The organism is Streptomyces sp. NPDC037126 (assembly GCF_055605965.1).
In genome coordinates this window covers 81,029-103,426 of record NZ_JBVJTD010000013.1, presented here as the reverse complement: position 1 = coordinate 103,426, position 22,398 = coordinate 81,029, and the positions used below count along the sequence as shown (strand labels likewise).

General features: G+C 74.4%; 17 protein-coding genes. 9 read left to right on the top strand and 8 right to left on the bottom strand.

Going from position 1 to position 22,398, the window contains the following annotated elements:
- Positions 1-50: 50 nt before the first annotated feature.
- Both ACZ7FF_RS26305 and ACZ7FF_RS26300 read left to right on the top strand, forming a co-directional pair.
- Entirely contained in the window at positions 51-371 is a 321-nt protein-coding gene (locus ACZ7FF_RS26305; RefSeq protein WP_470814830.1) for an ArsR/SmtB family transcription factor, read from the top strand.
- Positions 372-400: 29 nt separating this feature from the next.
- Entirely contained in the window at positions 401-928 is a 528-nt protein-coding gene (locus ACZ7FF_RS26300) for an SRPBCC family protein (RefSeq protein ID WP_470814828.1), read from the top strand.
- 4 nt (positions 929-932) lie between these two features.
- Here the strand turns inward: ACZ7FF_RS26300 and ACZ7FF_RS26295 are convergent, their stop codons facing one another.
- A complete protein-coding gene (locus ACZ7FF_RS26295; protein WP_470814827.1) occupies positions 933-2,552 on the bottom strand; it encodes an FAD-dependent monooxygenase in 1,620 nt (539 codons plus the stop codon).
- A gap of 210 nt (positions 2,553-2,762) precedes the next feature.
- Here ACZ7FF_RS26295 and ACZ7FF_RS26290 point away from each other — a divergent pair, with 210 nt between their 5' ends.
- Genes ACZ7FF_RS26290 through ACZ7FF_RS26280 form a run of 3 tightly spaced genes read left to right on the top strand, consistent with a single transcriptional unit; the run spans position 2,763 to position 5,315 of the window.
- Positions 2,763-3,617 (top strand): SDR family NAD(P)-dependent oxidoreductase, encoded by an 855-nt coding sequence (locus ACZ7FF_RS26290; RefSeq protein WP_470814825.1) that lies wholly within the window; start codon positions 2,763-2,765, stop codon positions 3,615-3,617.
- A 6-nt stretch (positions 3,618-3,623) separates the two neighbouring features.
- The gene (locus ACZ7FF_RS26285) at positions 3,624-4,553 is read left to right on the top strand and encodes a DMT family transporter (RefSeq protein WP_470814824.1); all 930 of its coding nucleotides are present in this window, start codon (positions 3,624-3,626) and stop codon (positions 4,551-4,553) included.
- A gap of 12 nt (positions 4,554-4,565) precedes the next feature.
- Positions 4,566-5,315 (top strand): polysaccharide deacetylase family protein, encoded by a 750-nt coding sequence (locus ACZ7FF_RS26280; RefSeq protein ID WP_470814823.1) that lies wholly within the window; start codon positions 4,566-4,568, stop codon positions 5,313-5,315.
- A gap of 31 nt (positions 5,316-5,346) precedes the next feature.
- Here ACZ7FF_RS26280 and ACZ7FF_RS26275 read toward each other — a convergent pair whose 3' ends face one another.
- Positions 5,347-6,459, bottom strand: a complete 1,113-nt coding sequence (locus ACZ7FF_RS26275) for an MGDG synthase family glycosyltransferase (RefSeq protein WP_470815069.1) — start codon at positions 6,457-6,459, stop codon at positions 5,347-5,349.
- Positions 6,460-6,704: 245 nt separating this feature from the next.
- Between ACZ7FF_RS26275 and ACZ7FF_RS26270 the strand changes: the two genes are divergently transcribed.
- Positions 6,705-7,523: a ribonuclease BN gene (locus tag ACZ7FF_RS26270; RefSeq protein ID WP_470814822.1), complete on the top strand. Its 819-nt coding sequence runs from the start codon at positions 6,705-6,707 to the stop codon at positions 7,521-7,523.
- Here ACZ7FF_RS26270 and ACZ7FF_RS26265 read toward each other — a convergent pair.
- The 5 genes from ACZ7FF_RS26265 to ACZ7FF_RS26245 all read right to left on the bottom strand — a co-directional run bounded on the left by ACZ7FF_RS26265 (position 7,520) and on the right by ACZ7FF_RS26245 (position 14,555).
- Positions 7,520-10,336, bottom strand: coding sequence for an NHLP bacteriocin export ABC transporter permease/ATPase subunit (locus ACZ7FF_RS26265; protein ID WP_470814820.1), 2,817 nt, complete (start codon positions 10,334-10,336; stop codon positions 7,520-7,522). The two genes, ACZ7FF_RS26270 and ACZ7FF_RS26265, sit on opposite strands and share 4 nt — an antisense overlap.
- A 1-nt stretch (position 10,337) precedes the next feature.
- The gene (locus tag ACZ7FF_RS26260) at positions 10,338-12,572 is read right to left on the bottom strand and encodes an NHLP family bacteriocin export ABC transporter peptidase/permease/ATPase subunit (protein ID WP_470814818.1); all 2,235 of its coding nucleotides are present in this window, start codon (positions 12,570-12,572) and stop codon (positions 10,338-10,340) included.
- Positions 12,569-13,375, bottom strand: a complete 807-nt coding sequence (locus ACZ7FF_RS26255) for a hypothetical protein (RefSeq protein WP_470814817.1) — start codon at positions 13,373-13,375, stop codon at positions 12,569-12,571. The genes ACZ7FF_RS26260 and ACZ7FF_RS26255 overlap by 4 nt, the downstream gene beginning before the upstream one ends.
- A 101-nt stretch (positions 13,376-13,476) precedes the next feature.
- Complete coding sequence (locus ACZ7FF_RS26250; protein ID WP_470814815.1) at positions 13,477-13,692, bottom strand: type A2 lantipeptide; 216 nt, start codon at positions 13,690-13,692, stop codon at positions 13,477-13,479.
- A 449-nt stretch (positions 13,693-14,141) separates the two neighbouring features.
- Positions 14,142-14,555, bottom strand: a complete 414-nt coding sequence (locus ACZ7FF_RS26245) for a PaaI family thioesterase (protein ID WP_470814814.1) — start codon at positions 14,553-14,555, stop codon at positions 14,142-14,144.
- Between the two features lie 199 nt (positions 14,556-14,754).
- On the opposite strand from ACZ7FF_RS26245, the gene ACZ7FF_RS26240 reads away from it, so the two are divergent.
- Complete coding sequence (locus tag ACZ7FF_RS26240; protein WP_470815068.1) at positions 14,755-16,188, top strand: S1 family peptidase; 1,434 nt, start codon at positions 14,755-14,757, stop codon at positions 16,186-16,188.
- 96 nt (positions 16,189-16,284) lie between these two features.
- On the opposite strand, the gene ACZ7FF_RS26235 is transcribed toward ACZ7FF_RS26240, so the two are convergent.
- Positions 16,285-18,432, bottom strand: a complete 2,148-nt coding sequence (locus tag ACZ7FF_RS26235; RefSeq protein WP_470814812.1) for a SpoIIE family protein phosphatase — start codon at positions 18,430-18,432, stop codon at positions 16,285-16,287.
- A gap of 1,126 nt (positions 18,433-19,558) precedes the next feature.
- On the opposite strand from ACZ7FF_RS26235, the gene ACZ7FF_RS26230 reads away from it, so the two are divergent.
- Both ACZ7FF_RS26230 and ACZ7FF_RS26225 read left to right on the top strand, forming a co-directional pair.
- On the top strand, positions 19,559-20,767 hold the full coding sequence (locus tag ACZ7FF_RS26230) for a cytochrome P450 (RefSeq protein WP_470814810.1): 1,209 nt from the start codon (positions 19,559-19,561) through the stop codon (positions 20,765-20,767).
- A gap of 97 nt (positions 20,768-20,864) precedes the next feature.
- Positions 20,865-22,214 carry a serine hydrolase domain-containing protein gene (locus ACZ7FF_RS26225; protein ID WP_470814808.1) on the top strand — a complete coding sequence of 450 codons (1,350 nt, stop codon included), beginning with the start codon at positions 20,865-20,867 and terminating at the stop codon, positions 22,212-22,214.
- Positions 22,215-22,398 lie beyond the last annotated feature (184 nt).

Here is a 22,398-nt window from a genome sequence, read left to right as displayed (position 1 = left end):
GCGGTGCATATTCCTTGACGGGCATATAACCCCGAAGGCATATTGGCTGCATGTCCGACGACGCGCTCTGGGCCGCCCTCGCCGATCCCCACCGGCGGGCCATCGTCGCCCTCCTGCTGGAGCGCCCCCGGCCCGTCGGGGAGATCGTGGAGGCCTGCGGGCTGAGCCAGCCGAGCACGTCCAAGCACCTGAAGGTGCTCCGGGAGGCGGGCCTGGTCCGGGTCAGGCAGGATGCGCAGCGCCGCGTCTACGCCCTGGACCCGGCGCCCATCGCCGCCCTGGACGCCTGGCTCGAGCCCTACCGCACCCGCTGGAACCGCAGCCTCGACGCCCTGGGCCGCCGTCTCGACGAGACGTCGGACGACAGCTGAAGACCCCCATCGCGAAGGACCGGAGCGCCATGTCCGTCGATCTCACCGGCATCTACCTCACCCTCGACGACGGCCGCCCCGCCGTCCGCTTCAGCCGCACCTACGACCACCCCGTCGACCGCGTCTGGCACTTCGTGACCGACCCCGGAGAACTCGCCCGCTGGTTCCCCTCCCGCGCCGAGATGGACCTGCGCCCCGGCGGGACCATCCGCTTCAGCGGCGATCCGAACATGCCCGAGTCCACGGGCCGCGTGCTCGCCGTCGACCCGCCACGGCACCTGTCCTTCGCGTGGGGCGGCGACGAACTCCACTTCGACCTGGAACCCGCCGGCGAGGGCCGCACGCGCTTCACACTCACCGACGTCCTGGACGCCGCGGACACCGCCGCCCGCAACGGCGCGGGCTGGGAGGTGTGCCTGGCCGCCCTCGACGCCCGGGCGCGCGGCGAGGACTTCGAGGGCCCGCACGCCGGGGCCCACGCGCCCTGGAAGGAGTTCTACGACGGCTACGTCGGCGCCGGTGTGCCCTCGGGCGCTCCCGTGCCCGGCCTGGACTGACCGGTCAGCCGGCGAACACGCGGGCCAGGGCCGCCGACAGGGACGCGGGCCCGGCCGCGGCCACCCGCGCCCCGAGGTACCCGTCCGGGCGCACCAGGTACGCCGTGCCGCCCTCGCTCGCGTACCGCGCGCGGAACTCGCCGCGCCCGTCCACGAGCACCGGCAGGGGCAGCGGGCCCGGGTCCACGCCGTCCGGCAGCACGCAGTACACGGCGAGCCTGCCGTGGGCCCCGCGCCGTGCCGACTCGGCCAGTTCGGCGAAGCCCCGGGTGCCGTCGGCGGAGTCCGCGTGGAGCAGCAGGGCGTGGTCGTGTGCGCGCAGCACCTCGTGCAGGCGGAGGGGGAACGCGGCGATCGCGTCGCGCAGGCCGCCGCAGTCGGGGGCACGGTCGCCCGCCGCCGGGGCGGGTCCGAAGGCGCCGGTCCCGACCAGGGGGCTGTCCGGGTAGGCGATCAGCAGCTGCGCCTCGCGCAGCAGGGCGGTGCCGGGATCGTCGGGGTCGGCCCGCACGCCCTGGGACGCGTGCCGCAGGGTGCGGCCCACCACCTCCTCGCCGACCGGGCGGCGCTCCGCGTCGTAGCTCTCCAGCAGCTGGGGCCGACCGTGGCCGGCCACCGCGAGCACCAGCTTCCAGGCGAGGTTGGAGGCGTCCTGGACGCCGGTGTTCATGCCCTGGGCGCCGGTCGGCGGATGGATGTGCGCGGCGTCGCCGGCGACGAAGACCCGGCCCTCGCCGTAGCGGTCCACGATGCGGTGGCTGATGCGGAACACCGACGACCAGCGCGGCGCCGACGCCGTGGCCGGCCGTGGCGCCAGCCGGTCCAGCACCGCCTGCACGTGCTCCAGGCGCGGGGCGCGCTCCGGCTCCAGGCCGTGGGCCACCGGGTCACCGGCGCCGGACCGCGTCCCCCGCGACAGCTCGGGCGGTACCCGCATGGACAGGCGGTAGCGGCTCCTGCCCGGTAGCGGGATGCACACCAGCAGGTCGTCGACCTCGCCCTCGTCCGTGACGTGCATGGACCGCACGGCGTATCCGGCCGGCATGTCCCAGTCGACCTCGACGTCGGCGAGCATGTACTCCTCGGGCAGCGCCCCGCCCTCGAAGGACAGCCCCAGCCCCTTGCGCACCAGGCTGTGCGCGCCGTCGCACCCGACCAGGTACCGGGAGCGGATCTCCAGCTCCTCCCCGGAGCCGGTGCGCAGCCCGCTGGTGACGCCGTCGGCGTCCTGGGCGAAGGAGACCAGTTCCGTGCCGCGTTCGACGCGTCCGCCGAAGTCGGCCAGGCGCTCCTCGAGGATCCGCTCGGTGTCGTACTGCGGCAGGCACGCGAAGCCGTACGGCACCTCCGCCGGCAGCGTCAGGTCGATCCGCGCCTGCTCGGCACCGTTGACGTGGACCAGCTGGCCGCGCAGGGGCACCGCCGCGTCCGCCGCCGCGCGGGCCACGCCCATCCGCTCCCACAGCTCGAACGTCCTCGGCTGGATGCCGACGGCCTTGGCGTACGGCAACCGCTCCGGCAGCCGGTCGACCAGCCGGCAGCCGACGCCACGCCGGCGCAGTTCCAGTGCGGCGGTCAGGCCGACCGGGCCCGCCCCGGCGATCAGTACGTCGGTGTGCCGCATGCGCTCCTCCGGCCCGTCGCCCCACGGTCCCCTCATGATCGCCCCGGACGGCCCGCCGGGCGACTCGGGGCGCAGCGGCCCGTCCGCGGAGCGGCCCGGCGGGCCGCTCCGCGTGCGCGGTGTTTCAGCCTGTGGCGCCCTGGATACACCGCGAGGGTTCGGACCCGGAGTTCGCGAGCCCGCGCACACCGTCGCTGTGAGGTCGCCACCATGTCCCATGCCCCGTCCCCCGCAGGACCCTCGAACCGCGCACGGCCGGTGGCGAGTTCCGTCCCGGAGGCGGGCCCCGGCCCCCGGCCCGGCGACGACCGGGCGACGCGCGGCGGCACGGCCCTGGTGACGGGTGCCTCCTCCGGCATCGGCGCGGCCGTGGCCCGCCGGCTGGCCGCCGACGGCGGCTGGCGGATGGTGCTGAACGGCCGCGACGCCACCCGTTTGGAGCATGTGGCCGCCGAGATGTCGGCCGTGGCCGTGCCCGCGGACCTGACCCGGCCCGGCGCCGACGTCCGGCTGACCGAGGCGGTGCTCGAACACCTGGGCCGCGTCGACCTGATCGTGGCGGCAGCCGGGGTCGGCTGGGCCGGTGACTTCACCGGCATGCCCCGGGCCCGCATCGAGGAACTGGTCGGCATCGACCTGCTGGCCACCCTGCACCTGGTGCGCGGACTGCTGCCGCACATGGTCGCCGCCGGCTCCGGGCGCATCGTGCTGCTCGGCTCCGTCGCGGGCAGCGTGGGCGTGCGCGGGGAAGCGGTGTACTCCGCCACCAAGGCCGCCGTGGCCGCGTTCGCCGACGCGCTGCGCTACGAGCTGCGGGGCACCGGCGTGGGCGTCACCCATGTGGTCCCCGGCGTGGTCGACACGCCCTTCTTCGACCGGCGAGGCGTCCCGTACCGGCGGTCCTGGCCCAGGCCCGTGCCGCCCGAGCGGGTGGCGGACGCCGTGCTCGACGCGGTCCGGCGCGGCAAGGACGAGGTCTACGTCCCCGGCTGGCTCCGGTTCCCCGCCCGGGTGCGGGGGGCCGCGCCGGGGCTCTACCGGCGACTCGCCGCGCATTTCGGGTGAGCGGCCGTGATCACCCTGACGGTCGTGCTGGCGCTGTGCGCGGCGCTGTCGAACGCGTCCGCCTCGGTGCTGCAACGCAGGGCCGCCGCCGTGGTCGAGCCGGACCGGCACGAGGGCCGAGGACAGGCGGCGCCCCGATTCGGACGGCTGCTGCGGCGCCCGGACTGGCTCGTGGGCGTGGGCCTGCTCATGCTGTCCGCCGTGCTCCAGGGCTGGGCGCTGGCCGTGGGCAGCCTCTCCCTCGTCCAGCCCCTGCTCGCCGCGGAGCTGCTGTTCACGCTGGTGGTGGGCAGCCTCGTCTTCCGGCGCCGGCCCGACCGCCGCACCTGGCTGGCGTTCGGCGCCCTCGCCGTGGGGCTGGCGGTCTTCCTCGTGGCCGCCTCGCCGAAGCCGGGCCGCAGCGACGCGCCGGTCGGCGCCTGGCTCATGGCGGGCGGCGCCGCGTTCGGCGCGGTGGTGCTGCTCGTGCTGGCCGCCCGTCCGGCACGGGGCGCCTCCCGGGCCGCGCTGCTCGGCTTCGCCTCCGCGGTGTCCTTCGCCACCACCGCCTCCTTCCTCAAGGAGGCCGTCGGCCGGCTCGGACAGGGGCCGGACGTGATGTTCACGCACTGGTCGCCGTACGCCACCGCCGTCGCCGGGCTCGTCGCCTTCCTGCTGCTGCAGAGTGCGTTCCGTGCCGGTTCGCTGGCCGCCTCCCAGCCCGCGCTCACCCTCGGCGACGCGCTCACCAGCATCGCGCTCGGGTGGGCGCTGTTCGGGGAGTCCATCCAGCTGGGGCTGCGGGTGATCCCGGAGCTCGTGGGCGTCGCGCTGATCGGGGCCGGCAGCATCGGCCTGGCGAACGTCTCGTCCCTCGGCGGGGAGTGGGACACCCCGGCCGAGGAGGGTCCGGAGAACGGGAACGGCGCACAGCTACCGATGCGCCACGAACACTGAGGCAGGTCACCGATGTCAGCCACCTCCGCCCGCGTCCGGCGCGCCGCGGCCGTCCTGCTGCCCCTGGCCGTCGCCGGGGCCCACATCGGGCCGGCCGCCACCTGGCTCCCCGGCGTGCGACTGCCGTTGTTCCCCCGGCTCGCCGGCACCGGCCCCCGCCACCACGTCGCCCTGACCTTCGACGACGGCCCCGACCCGGCCGCCACGCCCCGCTTCCTGGACACCCTCGACCGGCTCGGCGTGCGGGCCACGTTCTTCGTCCTCGGGGAGCACGCGGTGCGCCATCCCGGGCTCGTCGAGGAGACCGCCCGGCGGGGACACGAGGTCGCGGTGCACGGCTGGACCCACGACCGGCCCTGGCGGCCCGCCGTCGCCCGGGAGACCGCGGGCGTCGCCCGGGCCGCCCGCGCGGTGCACGACATCACCGGTCACCGGCCGCAGTGGTACCGCCCGCCGTACGGCATCCTCACCTCGGGCCGCTGGCTGGCCGCCCGCCGGGCCGGGCTGCGGCCGGTGCTGTGGTCCGCCTGGGGCAAGGACTGGCGCGCCGACGCCACCGGGGAGTCCGTGCGCGCCCTGGTCGCCGCCGACCTGCGCGCGGGCGGCACGATCCTGCTGCACGACTCCGACCGCTGCTCCGCCCCGGACTGCTGGTACGCCACCCTCGACGCGCTGCCCGCCATCGTCACCGACTGCCGTGAGGCAGGCCTGACCGTCGGCCCCCTGCGCGACCATGGATCCCCTGCCCGGGACCGGAGCTGACCGGGGCACCCGCGCGCGGCCCCGGTGCGGGTCACGGCGTGGCCGGACCGGCGAGCTCCGCCACGGACGCCATCGGGTCGCGCCGGAAGAGGGCGCGGGCGGAGCCCGCCGCACGGGACCCCGTGACGGCGCCGAGGGCCGACAGCAGGGCGGGGGCATCCGGGGCGTACTCCACGAGGCCGAGGCCTGCCATCTGGCGCACCCCGTCGAGGCCGTGGCCGGGCAGCGGCCGGTACGCGACCACGGGGAGCCCGGCGGCGAGGGCCTGGACGGCGGTCTGGCCGGCCGCGTTGTCCAGCAGGGCGTGCGCGGCGGACAGCAGCCCGGGCATGTCGTCGACCCAGTCCAGGGCGAGCGCGCCCGGCACCCGGCCGAGCCGGTCCAGAAGCCGCCGGTTGCGGCCGCACAGCACCACCGGCAGATACCCGGCGCCGGCGAGCAGCCCGGCCGTGGCGGCCGGCCGGGAGGCCGCCCCCCAGGCGCCCGCGGACAGCAGCACCGGCGGCCTGCCGGGTGCCAGCCGGGCGAACCGCTCCCGCCACCGGGCGGCCCCGGGCCCCGGTGCGAGGAAGTCCGGCGCCACGACCGGACCGGTCGTCACGGCCGGCGTGCCGAGGCTTCGGCGCACCTCCCGCGCGGCCGTGTCCGTGAGGCACAGATAGCGGTCGTTGCCCGGGTGCAGCCACTGCCGGTGCACCGCGAAGTCCACCAGGAAGACCGCGCTCGGCACCCGCAGCCGCCCCCGGGACCTGAGATGGCCGGTCAGCTGCGCCGCGAGGTGGAAGACGGACACGATCACGTCGGCGCCGAGGCGGTCCGCGAGGCCGAGCAGCCGGTCCCCGGCGAGCCGGGCCAGCGGCACACCGCTGGGGCCCCGGCCGGGGCCGCCGCGCAGGAACGCGCCGTAGACGCCCGCGTACGCCCACGGGGCGTGCCGGACCGACGCCTGGTAGCAGCGGCGCAGTCCCGTCCCCAGCCCGTACGGCAGCAGGGTGAGGACGTCGACCACGAAGGGCTCGTGGCCGTACGACCCGGCGCGCCGGGCCAGTTCGGCCGCGACCGTGTCGTGGCCGGCGCCCATGCTCGCGCTCACGATCAGCGTCCGGCGGCGGCCGCCCGGCGGGACCTGCTCCCCGTGGGGCACCTCGGCAGAAGTACGCACGGGGTCCGATTCTCCGGTGCCGGCGCGGGCAAACCGCCGAACCGCCGGCCTGTGTCGCTCCTGCGTACCGCCCGGCGGGTGCCGGCCAACCCATGTGGCGGTCTCCTCGGTGGCGAGCCGCCCGGTCCGTGCCAGAGTGAATCCGAGGCATGCGGGCACCCCGGGTACCAGCACGGGGCGCCGTCGGCACCGGCGGCGGGCGTGCGGCGGCGAGCACGGGAGGAGCCGTGAGGCGGTTGCGGCGCGGCCTGCACCGCGCTTGGGAGTGGCTTCGGGTCCAGGCCCTGTTCGCGCACGGCCGCGAACTGGAGCTGATGCACCGGGCGATGGGCTTCGCCACCCTGGCGCTGGTGACCCTGGCCCCGCTGCTGATCGTGGTGGCCGCCGCCGATCCGCTGGTGCGCGGCGGCTTCGCCTCCTGGCTCACCGACGGCATGGGGCTGTCCGGCCGGTCCGCGCAGGCGCTCACCGACGTCATCAGCCCGCCCCGCAACGTCATCGGCACCACGAGTGTCTGGAGCGCGGTCCTGCTCGCCGTGTTCGGCGTGTCCTTCGGCGGCAGCGTGCAGAACGCCTACGAGCGCATCTGGGGCCTCGCGTCCGGCCCGTGGCACCGGGTGTGGCGGCAGGCGACCTGGCTGGTGGTGCTGACCGGGTACCTGTACCAGGAGGTGGCGACGAAGTCGGCGCTGCACGGGTACCAGCGGATCGTGCTGTCCACGGTGAGCGGCGTCGTCTTCTTCTGGTGGGGGCAGCGCTTCCTGCTGGGCAACCAGATCCGCTGGCGCGACCTGCTGCCCGGGGCCCTGGCCACCGTCATCGGACTGGCCGGCCTGCGGGCCTTCTCCTACCTCGTCTTCACCCCGCTCATCGTCACCAACGCCCTGAGCTACGGCGCCGTCGGCACCGTCCTCGTCGTCGAGTCCTGGCTCATCGGCGTCGGGTTCGTCATCTACGGCGGCGCCGTGTTCGGCCGCTGGTTCTGCGAGCACCACTGGACGCCGACCCACCACGACGAGCCGGACGACCGGCCGGAGACTCTCTAGGCCAGCTGCCGGCGCACCAGTTCGTGCAGCCGCCCCGAGGTGTCCGCGAGCAGGTCGGCCGGGGAGCCCTGCTGGACCACCTTGCCGTCCTCCATCACGATCACCCGGTCCGCGTCCAGCACCGTCGACAGCCGGTGGGCGATGACGATCCGGGTGGCGTTCAGCTTGCGGGTGCTCTCGATGACGATGCGCTGGGTGTCGTTGTCCAGGGCGCTGGTCGCCTCGTCGAAGAACACGATCCGCGGACGGCGGATCAGCGCCTGCGCGATCATCAGGCGCTGCCGCTGCCCGCCGGAGACCGCCCCGCTGCCCGAGACGATGGTGTGCAGGCCCATCGGCATCCGCTGGATGTCCTCCGCGAGTCCCGCCATCTCGGCCGCCGCCATCGCCTCCTCCGGCGTGTACGGCTCGGTGCCGCAGATGACGTCCAGGATGGAGCCGGTGAACGGCTGGGCGTGCTGCAGGACCACCCCGCACTGGCGGCGCACCGCCGACTGGTCGAGCGCCGCGAGGTCCTGGCCGTCGTACAGGACGCTGCCCGAGACCGGCCGGTCGAAGCCGATGAGCAGGCGCAGCAGGGTGGACTTGCCGCAGCCGCTCGGTCCGACGACCGCCACGAACTCGCCCGGTCGGACCGCGAAGGACACGTCGTCGAGGACGAGGGGGCCGTCGTCGGCGTACCGGAAGGACAGCCGGCGGGTCTCCAGCGCGCCGGAGAGCGGGCCCGGACGGGTGCTCGCGGTGCGGACCTCCGGGGTCGCGTCGAGCACCGGCCGGATCTCCTCGAACAGCGGCAGCGCGGCCACAGCCGAGACGAACGCGCCGGTCAGCTGGGTGACCGAGGTGAGCAGCATGGTCACCGAGGTGTTGAAGGTGAGGAAGTCCGCCGCCGACAGCGTGCCCTTCGCCGGGCCCGCCAGCAGCATGAACATCAGCAGCGTGCACACCGGCAGGTAGACCGCGCCGAGGACCGTGGTGAGGTTCTTGATCCGGCCGACCCTCTGCTGCAGTTCCCGGCTGCGGGCGAACTCCCGGGCCCAGGCCGCGTACGCGTAGTTCTCGGCCGCGGCCACCCGCAGCTTGGGCAGGCCGCGCAGGGTCTGGAAGGCCTGGTTGTTCAGCTTGTTGCCGAGCACCACCAGGCGCCGCTGCCAGCGCACCTGCCACAGTCCGAGCCCCAGGAACACGCCCGCGATGACGACGAGCATGCCGATCGCCGCGAGCGCCATCGGGACGCTGTACCACAGCAGCAGACCCAGGTTCATCGCGCCGACCGTCACCGACTGGGCGACCACCGGACCGACGCCCGCCAGCAGCCGGCGCATATGGCTGATCCCCATGGCGGCGCTGGCCAGCTCGCCGGTCGAGCGCTGGGTGAAGAAGCGTGTCGGCAGCCGGAGCAGCCGGTCCCAGACGGCCGGCTGGAGCGCCGCCTCGATCCGGCCCTCCAGCCGCAGGATGGACAGGTTCTCCAGCAGCGTGAAGGCCGCCGCCACCACCCCGGTGACCATCACCGCCAGGCACACCTGGACGATCAGGCCCACCTGCGCCCGCGGCACGTACTCGCCGAGCACCTTGCCCGTCGCGACCGGCACCAGCGCGCCGATCGCGACCGTCACCAGCCCCGCGAGGAGCAGACTGAGCAGGTCGCCGCGGGTGCCGCTCAGGCTGAACCGCAGCAGGCCCACCGGGCCCAGCCGCTTGTCGGGCAGTGGCCGGTAGAACATGACCGCGCGCGGCTCGAACTCCTCCGCGTTCGCCCGCTCGACCGGCGTCTCCCGGCCGGTGCCCGGGTGCACCGCCACATAGCCGCCGTGCCGCCACAGCAGGGCGACCGGGGCACCGGACAGCGCCCGGTGCCCGACCAGCGGGCCCACGTTCTCCCGCCACCAGCGGCCGTCCAGGCGGACGGCACGGGTACGCACCCGGGAGGCCAGCGCGACCCGCTCCACCGGGTCGAGCCGCTCGCTCTCGGTGCCGCTCTGCGCGGGCTCCGCCAGCGTGATCCCGGCCGCCTCGGCGACCAGTCGGCAGGCTGCGTGGGTGGCGTCGGCGTCGGCGGCCGTCGTCCGGCGGGCCGAGCGCTTGCCGATGGAGGCGAGCAGGGTCTGGTCCGCCTGGGCGCGCACGGCCTCGCCGGCCTTGATACCGGCGGCCGTACGCGTCTCGTGGGTGCGCTCCAGCTGCTCGATCCAGCGGTCGAGGGCGGTCAGCAGCCGGTACTGCTGGTCGACCATGCTCTGCCACAGCGCCGGGTCCATCAGCAGGTCGGCGGCGGCCTCCGCGCCGTACAGCGAGCCGTACTGCACGCTGCCGGGCGGCACCTGCATCCAGAACACGTCGTCGTCGGCGGGGGCCTGGGCCCTCTCCTCGGCCATCGGCGCCTGGAACAGGACGGACAGTCCCCGGCCGACGCCCAGCGCCAGCGCGTACTCCAGGGGGCTGGTCGTGGGCGGCACGTACTGCGGGTTGCCGTACTGGTCGTACGACCAGGTCTGGGTGTTGGCCGGCTGGTACAGCTCGCGCAGGCCGACGCGGTGCACCACGCAGTCCCGGACCGGGCGGGCCACCAGCGTGTGCTGGGGGCCCGACACCGGGCCGAGCAGCAGCGCGCCCGCCTCCAGCCGGCCCAGGTGGTGCCAGTGGCCCTGCTGGGCGGCGTCCACCGCGAACAGGTCCAGGGCGCCGGCCGCGACCAGCCACAGCACCTGCGGACCCTCCAGGTCCAGGCGGTTGGAGCCGGCGCAGTCGACCCGGGTGCCCAGCGAGCCGAGCGCGCCGAGTACCAGGTCGCCGTCGTGCACGGACGTCATCTCACCGCTCCCTGACCAGCGCCGCGTACGCGCCGCCGCGCGCCACCAGCTCCTCGTGCCGTCCGCGCTCGACCACCGTGCCGTGCTGCAGCACGACGATCTCGTCGCTGTCGCGGACCGTGCTCAGCCGGTGCGCGATCACCACGCAGGCGCAGCCGCGCCGGCGCAGGTTGTCCATCACGACCAGTTCCGTCTCGGCGTCCAGCGCGCTGGTCACCTCGTCCAGCACGAGGATGCTCGGCCCGCGCACCAGCGCCCGGGCGATCTCCAGGCGCTGGCGCTGGCCGCCGGAGAAGTTCCGCCCGTCCTGCTCGACCCGGCTGTGGACACCGCCGGGGCGGCGCGTCACCACGTCGTACAGGGCCGCGTCCTTCAGCGCCTCGACCACCGCCTCGTCGGGGATCGAGGGGTCCCACAGGGCGACGTTGTCGCGGACCGAGCCCTCGAACAGGAACACCTCCTGGTCGACGAAGGAGACGGAGGCGGCGAGCGCGCCCCGCGGGATGTCCTCCAGCCGGCGGCCGTCGATGCGGATCACCCCGTCCCAGGGCGCGTACAGTCCCGAGATCAGCCGGGACACGGTCGACTTGCCGCTGCCGGAGCCGCCCACCAGCGCCACCTGCTGCCCGGGGCCCACGGTGAGGTCGAAGCCGCTGAGCAGCGGCTTGTCCAGGGGGCTGTAGCCGAAGGTGACGTTCTCCAGTTCGACGTACCCGTGCAGCCGGCGGGTGGAGTCGCCCCCGCCGGGGCGTGCGTAGAGCGGGTCGGCCTGGAAGTTCTCGACGTCCTTCAGCCGGGCCACGTCGGCCGCGAAGTCCTGGATGCGGCCCGCCACGCCGTTGAGCCGGGTGAGCGGGGCGGTGAAGCGGGTGACCAGGGCCTGGAAGGCGACGAGCAGGCCCACCGAGATGTGCCCCTCGACCGCGCGCAGACCGCCGATCCACAGGATCAGCGCGCTGTTGAAGGTGGCCAGCGTCGGCGCGACCACGCCCAGCCAGGCGCTCGGCACGCCGAGGCGTTGCTGCTCCTCCAGCGTGGCGGCGTGCTGCCCGGCCCACTTGCGGAAGTAGCCGTCCTCGCCGCCGGTCGCCTTCATCGTCTCGATCAGCTGCAGCCCGGTGTACGACGTGTTGGTGAGCCGCGCGGTGTCCGCGCGCAGCTTCGCCGTCCGGGTCGCGCGCAGCCGTACGACCAGCCGCATCGCCACCACGTTCAGCAGGGCCACACCGATGCCGAGGAAGGTCAGTTGCGGGTCGTAGGTGTAGAGGAGCACCGCGTACAGCACGACGACGATCGCGTCGACGCCGGCCGCGGCGAGGTCCCGGGCCAGGGTCTCCGCCACCTGGTCGTTGGACTGCAGGCGCTGCACCAGGTCGGCGGGGGAGCGCTGGGCGAAGAACGTCACCGGCAGGCGCAGCAGATGGCGCAGGAAGCGGGCGCTGGAGAGGGTGGAGGAGATGATCCGGCCGTGCAGCAGGTTGGCCTGCTGGAGCCAGGTCAGCGCCAGGGTGAGCAGCACACAGGTGGCCATCGAGGCGAACAGCACGCCCAGCAGCGAGGTCTGCCCGCCGATGAGGAACATGTCGATGTAGGTGCGGCTGAGCGCCGGCACGGCCGCGCCGACCGCGACGAGCAGCAGGCTGGCCAGCACCGCGGCGGGCAGGGTGCCGGCGGTGCCGCGCAGCCGGGCCGGCATCGCCCCGAGCACGCCGGGCCTGCGCCCTCCCCTGGTGAAGTCCTCGCCGGGCTCCAGCACCAGCACGACACCGGTGAAGCTGCCGTCGAACTCCTCCATGGGAACGAAACGGCGGCCCTTGGCGGGGTCGTTGATGTGGACGCCCCGCCGGCCGAAGCGGCGGCCCATGCCGTCGTAGACGACGTAGTGGTTGAACTCCCAGAAGAGGATGGCCGGGGCGCGCACCTCGGCGAGGGCCGCCAGGTCCATCTGCATGCCCTTGGCCGTCAGGCCGTAACCGCGCGCCGCCTTCAGCAGGTTGCTGGCGCGCGAGCCGTCCCGGGAGACACCGCAGGCGATGCGCAGCTCCTCCAGCGGGACGTGCCGGCCGTAGTGGCCGAGGACCATGGCCAGGGAGGCGGCGCCGCACTCGACGGCCTCCATCTGGAGGACGGTGGGGGTACGGACGGTGCCGGTACGGGACTTGGGGACCGGGCGCCGGGTGGGGGCGGCCCGTCTGCGGCCACGGGTCTGCCGGGCGTCGCCGGTCTGAACGGTCACGGGAGCAGCCAATCGACGGGGTGCTGGTCGGCCAGCCTGATCGAACCGGAGGCGAGGGTCATGGAGTCGAGCCGGAAGGGCGGCCCGTCGGCGGTGGACCACCGGTAGCCGCTCCTCGTGTCCTTCGCGCGGTCCAGTTCGACCAGCACGGCCACCGGGCGGCCCTGACGGGTGAACTGCTCGCCGAGCTGGCTGTCGCCGAGGAACGCGGCGATCGACTGGGCGGACTGCGCGGCGCGGTCCACGGACTTCACCCGGCCGCGCAGCACGCCGTACCGCTGCGCGGGGACCGAGGACACGGTGAGGTCGACGGAGGCGTCCGCGGGGATGGCGGCGGCGTTCTCGGCGGGGACGTACACGGTCGCGTACAGCGGGTCCGAGGCGTGGGCGGCCTTCTCCACCGCGGCCACGTTCGCACCGGTCTGGATGATCTGGCCGATGGTGGCGGCGAGCGTGGTGACACGGCCCGCGGCCACGGTACGGACCACCGAATCGCCCTGCGCGGTACGGACCTTGAGGACCGGGGCGTTCGCGGGCAGCTGCGCGCCCTGCCGGGCGAGGACCGCCGTCACCTGCCCCGCCACGGGGCTCTGCAGCAGGTAACTGCCCTGCCCGTGGGTGAGGATGGCCTGCGCGCTCACCGTGGAGGCGACCGAACCGGTCACCGCCCAGACGGAGGCCGCCGCCATCACGACGACGGTGACGCCCAGCGCGAGCCAGCCCTGCGGACGGGCGAGACGCACCGGGAGGTCCAGCTCCTCCGGTGACTGGAGCTTGGCGAGGGCCTGGTGGCGGAACTGCACGGAACTTCCCTCACCTGTGGGGGAGACGCGGGTGTTTCAGGGCATCCGAGAGTCCCGGAGCCGAGTGACGGCTCCGGGACTTCCGATGCGACGAGGCGCGATCAGAGACCGGCGACCAGGCCGGAAACCGGGGCCACGTTCAGGCCGGTGACACCCTCGACCGTGCCGACGGCGGTGTCGACCAGGCCGGAAACCGGGGCGAGGCCGTTGACGGCACCGGTCACGGTGTTGAGGGCGTTCACGGAAAGACCGCCGGAAACGCTGTCCAGCTCGGCGTCCGAGATCTCGACGGTCTCGACCTGGGGGGTGGAGTTCATGATGGAACTTCCCTTCATATGGATATTCACAAGGGGAGAGCGGCCCCCCTCTGGGGTCAGACGGACGGCCGCGGCCGCGGAGCGCCGGGCACCGTCTCCGGGCCCGTCGGACCCCCGCGGTGCGATGGATCAAAGCACGCACGAGGGGCGCGCTTCCAATCAACCAGTGCTCTCACCAGGCAACTTGGTTCATGGAGGGGTTCATCCGTGCAGGTGTGCGCACGCGGTGTCGGCGACTCCTTCACATGCCGCACGGCATCGCCGCGTACCAGGGCTTGCCTGCCCGTCGGCGAATCCGGCACTCCGCGCCAATGGCGTGCCGGGGGCGCGCGGATGTGCAGATCCGCTGACGGCGGTGACTTGGTTGAGTATTCAATGTGCAGATTCCCTGAAGCAGGGATTCCGGTACGTGTCGACAGCTGACCGTTACCGGCCGGTAGCCGAGCGTGTCAGCCCAGGATCGCGTAGACCGTGCTCGCCCGAGCCGCGAGCGCGCCCGAGTCCGCGTCGCTCAGCGTGACGTCCGCGAAGGCCATCCGCCGGCCCAGTTTCGTCAGGACCGCTTCGATCAGGACATCCGAGCCCGTCACCGCCCGCTGGAACGACGTCGACTGCTGCACCGTCGTCATCGGCACGAAGGCGCCGCGCGCGGCCGACACCGCGATCACCGTCGCCGTGTCGGCCGCCGCCATCAGCGCCTGACCCGAAAGACCCCCGCCCTCCCGCGCCAGCCGGTCCGACCAGGGCAGACGCAGGACCGCGCGATCCTCGCCCACCGACTCGACGGTCAGCCCGAGATCGAGCACCCAGGGGGCGAAGTTGGCGGAGAGGATCTTGTCGGCTTCGGTGCTGGTCATCGTCATACGGGGGATTGTTCCCGACCCCCTCGCGCGGCACGCGGAGCGTGGCCGATTCCCCCCGCCGCCAAGGCGGTTGGCAAACGGAATTGAACACACCGTGCGGCCGGTGCGTACAAACGGCCATCCAGGCGCCCCGATCAGAACTGCCCATGAGTGGCAGACCCCCGTCCCCAGGAGGTCGAGAAGTTTGAGTCACAAGCGAATGCCCAAGCGCAAAGCCGCGATAGCGGTGGGCGGTGTCGCGGCGCTCGGAGCGGCGGCCCTCCTGCTGCCCAACGCGAACGCCTCGCAGGACAAGAACCAGATGCAGGCCGCCACCGGCGGCGCGCAGACCCTGAAGGCCAAGGACGCCTCGGAACTCGCCGGCCGGCTGCAGAAGGCACTGGGCGACGCCATCGCCGGCTCCTACTACGACAGCGGCAAGAAGCAGCTGGTCGTCAACGTGGTCAGCGGCGACAACAACGTCATCGTGCAGGCGAAGAAGGCGGGCGCGGCCGTCCGCAAGGTGAACAACAGCACCGCCGACCTCAAGGCCGCGGCGAAGACCCTGAAGGCCAAGGCGACCATCCCCGGCACCTCGTGGGCCATCGACCCGCGCACCGACAAGGTCCAGGTCAGCGCCGACAGCTCCGTCACCGGCGCCAAGTGGGACAGACTGCAGTCGACGGTGCGCGGCCTCGGCTCCGGCATGGCCACCCTGAAGAAGTCCGCCGGCAGCTTCAAGACCCTCGTCTCGGGCGGCGACGCCATCTTCGCCCAGGTGCAGGGCGGCGGCGTCCGCTGCTCCCTCGGCTTCAACGTCACCGCCTCCGACGGCAGCCCGGCCTTCCTGACGGCCGGTCACTGTGGGGTCGCCGCCAAGGACTGGTCCGACTCCCAGAACGGGCAGCCCGTCGCCACCGTCGACCAGGCCAAGTTCCCGGGCAACGACTTCTCCCTCGTCAAGTACAACGACCCCGCCACCAAGCCGCCGAGCGAGGTCAACGTCGGCAACGGCCAGACCGTCAACATCACCCAGGCCGCCGACGCCACGGTCGGCGAGACCGTGTTCCGGATGGGGTCCACCACCGGTCTGCACAACGGCCAGGTGACCGGCCTCGACGCCACGGTGAACTTCCAGAGCGAGACGAACCCCGGCGGCGTCGACACCGTCAACGGCCTCATCCAGACCAACGTCTGCGCCGAGGCCGGCGACAGCGGCGGCTCGCTGTTCACCCAGGACGGCAGCGCCGTGGGCCTGACCTCCGGCGGCAGCGGCGACTGCACCAACGGCGGCGAGACGTTCTTCCAGCCGGTCACCGCGGCCCTCCAGGCCACCGGCGCCACCCTCGGCGCCGGCGGCGGCAATGCCGGCGACAACGGCAACGGCAACGGTGCGGGCAACGCCGGGAACAACGGCAACGGCAACGGCGCCGGCGACCAGTCGGGCTCCGCCGCCCCGTCGGCCTCGGCGGGCGACCAGGCGGGCGCCGGTGACCAGTCCGGTGCCGGTGACCAGTCCGGTGCCGGCAGCGCAGACCCGTCGGCCTCGGCCGGCGACCAGTCCGGCAGCGGCTCGGCGACCGACCCCGCCGGCGACGGCTCGGCCGGCGACGGCTCGGCCGGCGACGGCTCCTCCCTCACGTCCACCGGCTGAGCCGGGCCCCCGAACCCCTGCCCGCCTCACCGCGGTTCCGGTGGGCAGGGACGGTCCGGCCCTCCGGCGGGAGGGCCGGACCGCGGCATGTGCGCGTCAGCCGCCGTTCGCCCGCAGCAGCAGCACCGCCACGTCGTCCGCCCGCTGCGCGGCCGCCGCGCTGTGCCGGACGACCTCGTCCGCGAGGCTCTCCAGCGGCCGGTCGCCCGCCTCCGCGAGCAGCGCGCCCAGATCGACCAGCGCGTCCTCGATGTCGACGCCGGGCGTCTCCACCAGGCCGTCGGTGTACAGCACCAGGACCGAGCCGGGCACCAGGCAGACCTCGGTGGTCGGATACACCGCCGACGCGTCGATGCCCAGCAGCGGACCCCCGGCCAGGTCCAGCACCCGCACCCGCCCGTCCGGCCGCCTCAGCAGCGGCGGCGGATGCCCCGCCCGCGCCATCACGGCCCGCCCGCCCGCCGGATCGAGGCGCAGATACAGACAGCTGGCGAACAGGTCCGTGCCGAGGTCGATCAGCAGCCGGTTGGTGCTGCTCATGACCTCGTGCGGGTCCTGCCCCACCGTGGTGTACGCGCGGACCCCGGTACGGATCTGGCCCATCAGCCCGGCCGCCGTCACGTTGTGCCCCTGGACGTCCCCGATCACGGCCGCCGGCAGCGGACGGGCCGGCACCAGGTCGTAGAAGTCACCGCCGATCTCCATGCCGTGAGTGGCCGGCAGATAGCGGGCGGCCGCCTCGATGCCCGGCAGCCGCGCCAGCGAGTGCGGCAGCAGTGCCTGCTGCAGCCCGTGCGCCAGCCGGTGCTTGGCGTCGTAGAGCTGGGCCCGTTCCAGGGCCTGCGCGATCAGACCGCCGATCGAGGTCAGCACGGCCCGCTCGTCGGCGGGGAAGACATGCGGCTCGGCATAGGCCAGCACACAGGTGCCGACCGGCCGCCCGGACGCGATCAGCGGCAGGTACGCCCAGGCCGCGAAGCCGTCCGGGGTCACCTGCCGGTTCGGGTACAGCCGTTCCAGCTGCTCCTGGGTGTCGAAGAAGGCGGGCACCCCGGTGCCCAGCACGTGCGTGCCCGGCGTCCGCTCGCTCAGCGGCAGCCCGTCGAACCGCTCCACGACGTGGGCGTCAGGGTATCCGCGGTGCCCCAGCACATGCAGCCGCCCGCCCCCGGAGCCGAGGATCACCATCGCCTGGCTGCCCACCGCCGGGGCCACCTCGTCCCAGACCAGCTGCACCACGTCGTGCACGCCCACCGCCTCGGTCAGCGCCCCCGCGAGGCTCAGCACCTGGGAGATCGTCACCAGCCGCGACGGGCCCGGACCCGGCTGCGGGGCGTCCCGTGCCATGTCCGCCACCGCCCGGGCCCGGGTGACCCGCAGGCTCAGCCCGGTCCTGCTCGGATACAGCCGGAACGACAGCCACTCGCCCGGCGGCCGGATCGCCACGAACGACGTCGCCTCCTGGCTGATCAGCGCCGCCCGGTAACGGTCCTCGTACATCGGGTCGTTCAGCCAGTGGATGGCCACCCACGGCAGCGTGCCGAGCAGGTCGGGGACCGGGACCCCGAGCAGTTCGGCGGCCGCCGCGTTGGCGAAGGAGATCCGGCCGTGCAGGTCCAGCGCCATCAGCCCGTACGGCAGCCGGGACACCAGCCGGGCCGCCTCCACCGAGCCCAGCGCGTCCGCCCTGCCGGCCAGCGGCGCCTCGATCACGTCGGCCTCGCGCACCAGCCGCCGGCCCGCCTCGGCATCCCGCTGCAGCCGCAGCGCCAGCCGCTCGCACGCAGCCGTCAGATGCAGCCGCTCCCCGCCGGAGAGCTCCGGCGGGTGCGACCCGGGGAAGGTCACGAACACCGCGCCGTGCACCCTGTTCGCCGTCGCCACGGGCAGCGCGGCCAGCGCGAAGGGGTACGGCAGCACCACCGCGATCCGCGGATACCGGCGCGCCATCTCCTCCTCGCCGCCCACCCAGACCAGCCGCCGCTCGCGCACCGCGTCCGCGACCGGCAGCGGCGCGCTCAGCCCCACCCGTTCCCACGGCGCCGCGAACGCCCGTGGCAGCCCCGCGTGCACGACCATCTCCAGCACCGGCTCATCGGGTCGGAGCAGGTACACCGCGCCCGAGTGGGCGTGCACCTCCTCCAGCATCGCGGCCAGCGCGACCGACAGCAGTGGCCGGCCGACCGCCGTCCCGGCGGCCGCCGGTGCCTGCTCCGGCGCCGGCCCGTCGGACACGCCGACCACCTCCTCGCAACGGCCGCGCGTCGCATCCCCGGGGATCGGGGCTCCCTCTCCAGGGATCAACACTCCCTCGCGGCGGCGCCCGGCGCACGGCGAGCGCCCCCACCGCGGGCCGTCGGTCCCCCGCGGGGATGCATACGGTTACCCCGTCCGCCCCGCCCCATGCCCGCACAGTGGAAGCGTGCGTGGCGTACATGTGGCTCATGTGCGCCCCCGCGCCTCCCGATGGCTGGATCTGTTCCCCCGCCCGGCACCGGTACCCGGCCCCCCGCCGTCCCGGGCGCGCGGGCACCACGGCGCCGTCCGGTCCGGGTGGCGGCGGCGCGGGGGACCGGTGCCGGCCCGGGCCCGCCGCGTCGCCCCGAGCCGGCTCCGCCGTGCCGCGCCCGCCCCACCGCCCGTCCGTCACCGCAGATCAGGAGCCGGGCCGAGGGCGGGGCCGAGCCGCGCGATCCGAGGCCGCCCGGCCGGGCGGCGGGCGCGGGCCGCACGACGGGCCGGGACACGGCGGGGGGATTTTCCGCGCACGCGGGTTTGCGGGTGGGGCGCCGGGGCACACGCCGGGGCGGGAATCCGGCGGAGACCTTTTCCGCCCGTACGATCCGCCCGCTTCGGCGGAACGGTGACGCAAATGGTTCGCCCCGGCACTCTCCGTTCAACTTGCGGGGGTTGCGATCGGGTGACCCACGGTGAAGACTGTGGCCGCGTTCCGTGGAAACGAAGGTGTGAATGGCGGCGCTCCCTGCCCATCGTGGGGCTGTGCGGTTCGGTGGCGTCTATTCCTCCGCTTCGTTTCGGGCGGCCGATTACAGGCCCGTCGTTTCACAGGGGGCCGGCACGATCCCGCGCGCCTTCGCGCGGGGGTATCGCCAAGGGGGAGACATGTCGGACTGGTCTGTGCGGGAACGGGCGGCGAGCCGCCGTTCCCGGCCACCGCACGTGCTGGGGCGGCCCCGCGTCCGGCCGCCGGCCGGCGGCCCGCCCCGCATGTCACCCGAACCCCACGCGCCCGTCCGGTCGTCCCGCCGGCCATGACCCGTTTCGAGCCCGGCGTGCCACGTTCCGCCGCCGGTTTCCGGCACCGACGACGGGTTCCCCGCGTGCCCGCGCGCCGCTACAAGGAGACAACGTGATCAGCAATCAACTGACGGGTGACCCGCTCCTGTCGGACGTCTTACCCGACCGCTGGCGGCGCTTACGCGAGACCGGACCCGTGCGGTACGACGAGGACCAGGGCGTGTGGCAGGTGCTGAGCCACGAGACCGTCGCCGCCGTGCTCGCCGATCCGGCCACGTACTCCTCCGACCTGACCGCCCTCACCCCCAGCCAGCCGGACTTCGACACCTTCCGGCAGGGCAACTTCGTGGGCATGGACCCACCGGAGCACCGCAAGCTCCGCACCCTCGTCAGCCAGGCGTTCACCCCCCGGGTGGTCCAGGGGCTCGGGCCCCGCATCGAGGCCGTGTGCGCCCGCCTGCTGGACGCCGTCGCGGACCAGGACCGGTTCGACCTGGTCGACGCCCTGGCCTATCCGCTGCCGATCATCGTGATCGCCGAACTGCTCGGCATCCCGGCCGGAGAACACCGGCTCTTCCAGGAGTGGGCGAGCGTCCTGTTCGGGGGCGACCAGCTCGGCGAGGCCCCGGACATGGCCGATCTGGAACGGGCCCTGGAGGCCATCGCCCCCACGGTGCGCGAGATGAACGGCTACATGCTGGAGCACATCCGGCACCGCCGCGCCCATCCCGGGGACGACCTGACCAGCGCGCTCATCGCCGCCGAGGTGGACGGCGAGCGCCTGCGGGACCAGGAGATGGTCGGGTTCGTCGCCCTGCTGCTGGTCGCCGGGCACATCACCACCACCGCGCTGCTCGGCAACGCGATCGTCACCTTCGACCGGCACCCCGGCACGGACGCCGCGCTGCGCGCCGATCCCGCCGCGATCCCCGACGCCGTCGAGGAGGTCCTGCGCTGGCTGCCCCCGTTTCCCGAGCTGGGGCGCCGCGTCGCGCGGCCGGTCGTCCTCGGCGGACACGAACTCCCGGCCGACACGATGCTCATGGTGCACCTCGGCGCCGCAAACCGGGACCCGGCCCGCTTCGCGGCGCCCGACGTCCTCGACGTGACCCGCCGTCCCAATCCCCATCTGACGTTCGGTCACGGCATCCACTTCTGCTTCGGCGCGCCGCTGGCGCGGCTGGAGGCACGGATCGCGCTGGGCATGCTGCATAAACGATTCCGCAGGCTGGCGGTGCCTTCCTACCGGGATGTCACCTTCCAGAATCCGGCCGTGATCATCGGCGTACGCCGGCTGCCCGTCGAGGTCAGCAGAGCGTAAGCGCGGCGCGCACGCGCCCCGGCCGGCCCCCGCACCGCTCGCGACGGGCCCGGCCGTCACCCGCACATGAGACCCACGCCACGGGAGTCCCCTTCTCATGCCGTACACCCCCATAGCCACGGCCCATTCCTGGACGCCGTCCCGGCTGCACCAGGAGGTGCAGGACCGCCTCGACGCCCTCGCCCGGACCCACCGGGTGCCCGGCGCCCAACTGGTCGTGGACACCGGCGCGGACGTCCTGACGGTGCACACCGGCACGGCCGACGCGGCCACCGGTGTCCCCTGCACCGCGGGCACGGCCGTGCCGCTCGGCTCGCTCACCAAGCCCTACACCGCCGCCGCCGTGCACATCCTCGCCGACGACGGCGACCTGGATCTGGACGAGCCGGCCGCCGGCCACCTGCCGGAGCTGCGGCACGTCCCCCAGGTGACGATCCGTCAACTCCTGGACCACACCAGCGGCCTGCCCACCGGGCCCGACTCCGACACCGCCGCCGCGACCACTCCGGGCCGCTATCTGGCGGCCGTCTGCACCGCCGAGGACGTCCTGTTCCCCGCGGGCACCGACTTCTCCTACTCCAACGCGGGCTATGTGGCCGCCGGACGCCTGGTGGAGACCGTGACCGGCATGTCCTGGCGGCAGGCGGTCGGCGCACTGCTCCTCGAACCCCTCGGCACCGCGCCCGCGTTCATCGGCGACCGGTGCCCCGCCCGCGCGGTGGCCGTCGGGCACGCCGTGAACACTGCCACCGGGCAACTGCGGCCCGCCGTGCAGACCCTGGCGCCGCTGGAGGCGCCGGCCGGTGCGCTGCTGGCGAGCGCGCAGGACCTGGCCGCCCTCGGCGGCGCCCTCGTCGGCCGCTCCGACGTCCTGCCGCCCGCCGTCGCCAAGGAGATGCGGCGCCCCGAACCCGCCGCCCGCCCGGGCGTCCTCGCCGACGGGTGGGGACCCGGACTCGCCCTGTACCGGCAGGGCGAACGCGTATGGTGCGGCCACGACGGCAACGCCCAGGGCACCTCCTGCCATCTTCGGGCCGATCCGGAGAGCGGCGTCGTGGTCGCCTTCACCGGCAACGCGGGCGGCGCCACCGCGCTGTGGCGCGACCTCGTCGCCGAACTCGCCCGCCTCACTGGGATCCGCGTGCCCGCCACCGTCCGCCCGTCGCGCCGCGGCGGCCCCGCCGCCTTGCCCGAATGCGCCGGCACCTACCGCAACGGCGGTACCACGTACCGCGTGGCGCCCGGACCCGACGGCGCACCGGCCCTCTCCGTCGACGGCGACCTGCCGCTCCCGCTGGTCTGCTACGCCGACCTGTCGTGCGACCTGCTCGACCCGGCCACCGGCCGCCCGGAGCCGGGCGGTCACTTCCACCGCGACCCCGCCACGGGCAGGATCGACCGGATGCAGATCTCCGGTCGCACGGCACGTCGTACCGACGACGGCTGAGCCGCACGGCGCTACCGGCCGGGCCCCCGGCCCGCACGGCCCCCGGCCGTGCGCCGCGGCCCGGACCGTCCTTCCGCACGCCTGTTCCCCGCCGCCCGCCGCGCCCTCGCCGGTGGTCCAGGGGCTGCCCGCGCCGATCGCGCCGACCGGTGCCGCCCGCGTCGCCTCGTCCCGCCTCCGAAGG

What these genes read in the sequence shown, in the direction of transcription:
- ACZ7FF_RS26305 (WP_470814830.1), top strand. Translation starts at nt 51, where the DNA reads ATGTCCGACGACGCGCTCTGGGCCGCCCTCGCCGATCCCCACCGGCGG.
- ACZ7FF_RS26300 (WP_470814828.1), top strand. Translation starts at nt 401, where the DNA reads ATGTCCGTCGATCTCACCGGCATCTACCTCACCCTCGACGACGGCCGC.
- ACZ7FF_RS26295 (WP_470814827.1), bottom strand. Translation starts at nt 2,552, where the DNA reads ATGCGGCACACCGACGTACTGATCGCCGGGGCGGGCCCGGTCGGCCTG.
- ACZ7FF_RS26290 (WP_470814825.1), top strand. Translation starts at nt 2,763, where the DNA reads ATGTCCCATGCCCCGTCCCCCGCAGGACCCTCGAACCGCGCACGGCCG.
- ACZ7FF_RS26280 (WP_470814823.1), top strand. Translation starts at nt 4,566, where the DNA reads ATGTCAGCCACCTCCGCCCGCGTCCGGCGCGCCGCGGCCGTCCTGCTG.
- ACZ7FF_RS26265 (WP_470814820.1), bottom strand. Translation starts at nt 10,336, where the DNA reads ATGACGTCCGTGCACGACGGCGACCTGGTACTCGGCGCGCTCGGCTCG.
- ACZ7FF_RS26250 (WP_470814815.1), bottom strand. Translation starts at nt 13,692, where the DNA reads ATGAACTCCACCCCCCAGGTCGAGACCGTCGAGATCTCGGACGCCGAG.
- ACZ7FF_RS26245 (WP_470814814.1), bottom strand. Translation starts at nt 14,555, where the DNA reads ATGACGATGACCAGCACCGAAGCCGACAAGATCCTCTCCGCCAACTTC.
- ACZ7FF_RS26240 (WP_470815068.1), top strand. Translation starts at nt 14,755, where the DNA reads ATGCCCAAGCGCAAAGCCGCGATAGCGGTGGGCGGTGTCGCGGCGCTC.
- ACZ7FF_RS26225 (WP_470814808.1), top strand. Translation starts at nt 20,865, where the DNA reads ATGCCGTACACCCCCATAGCCACGGCCCATTCCTGGACGCCGTCCCGG.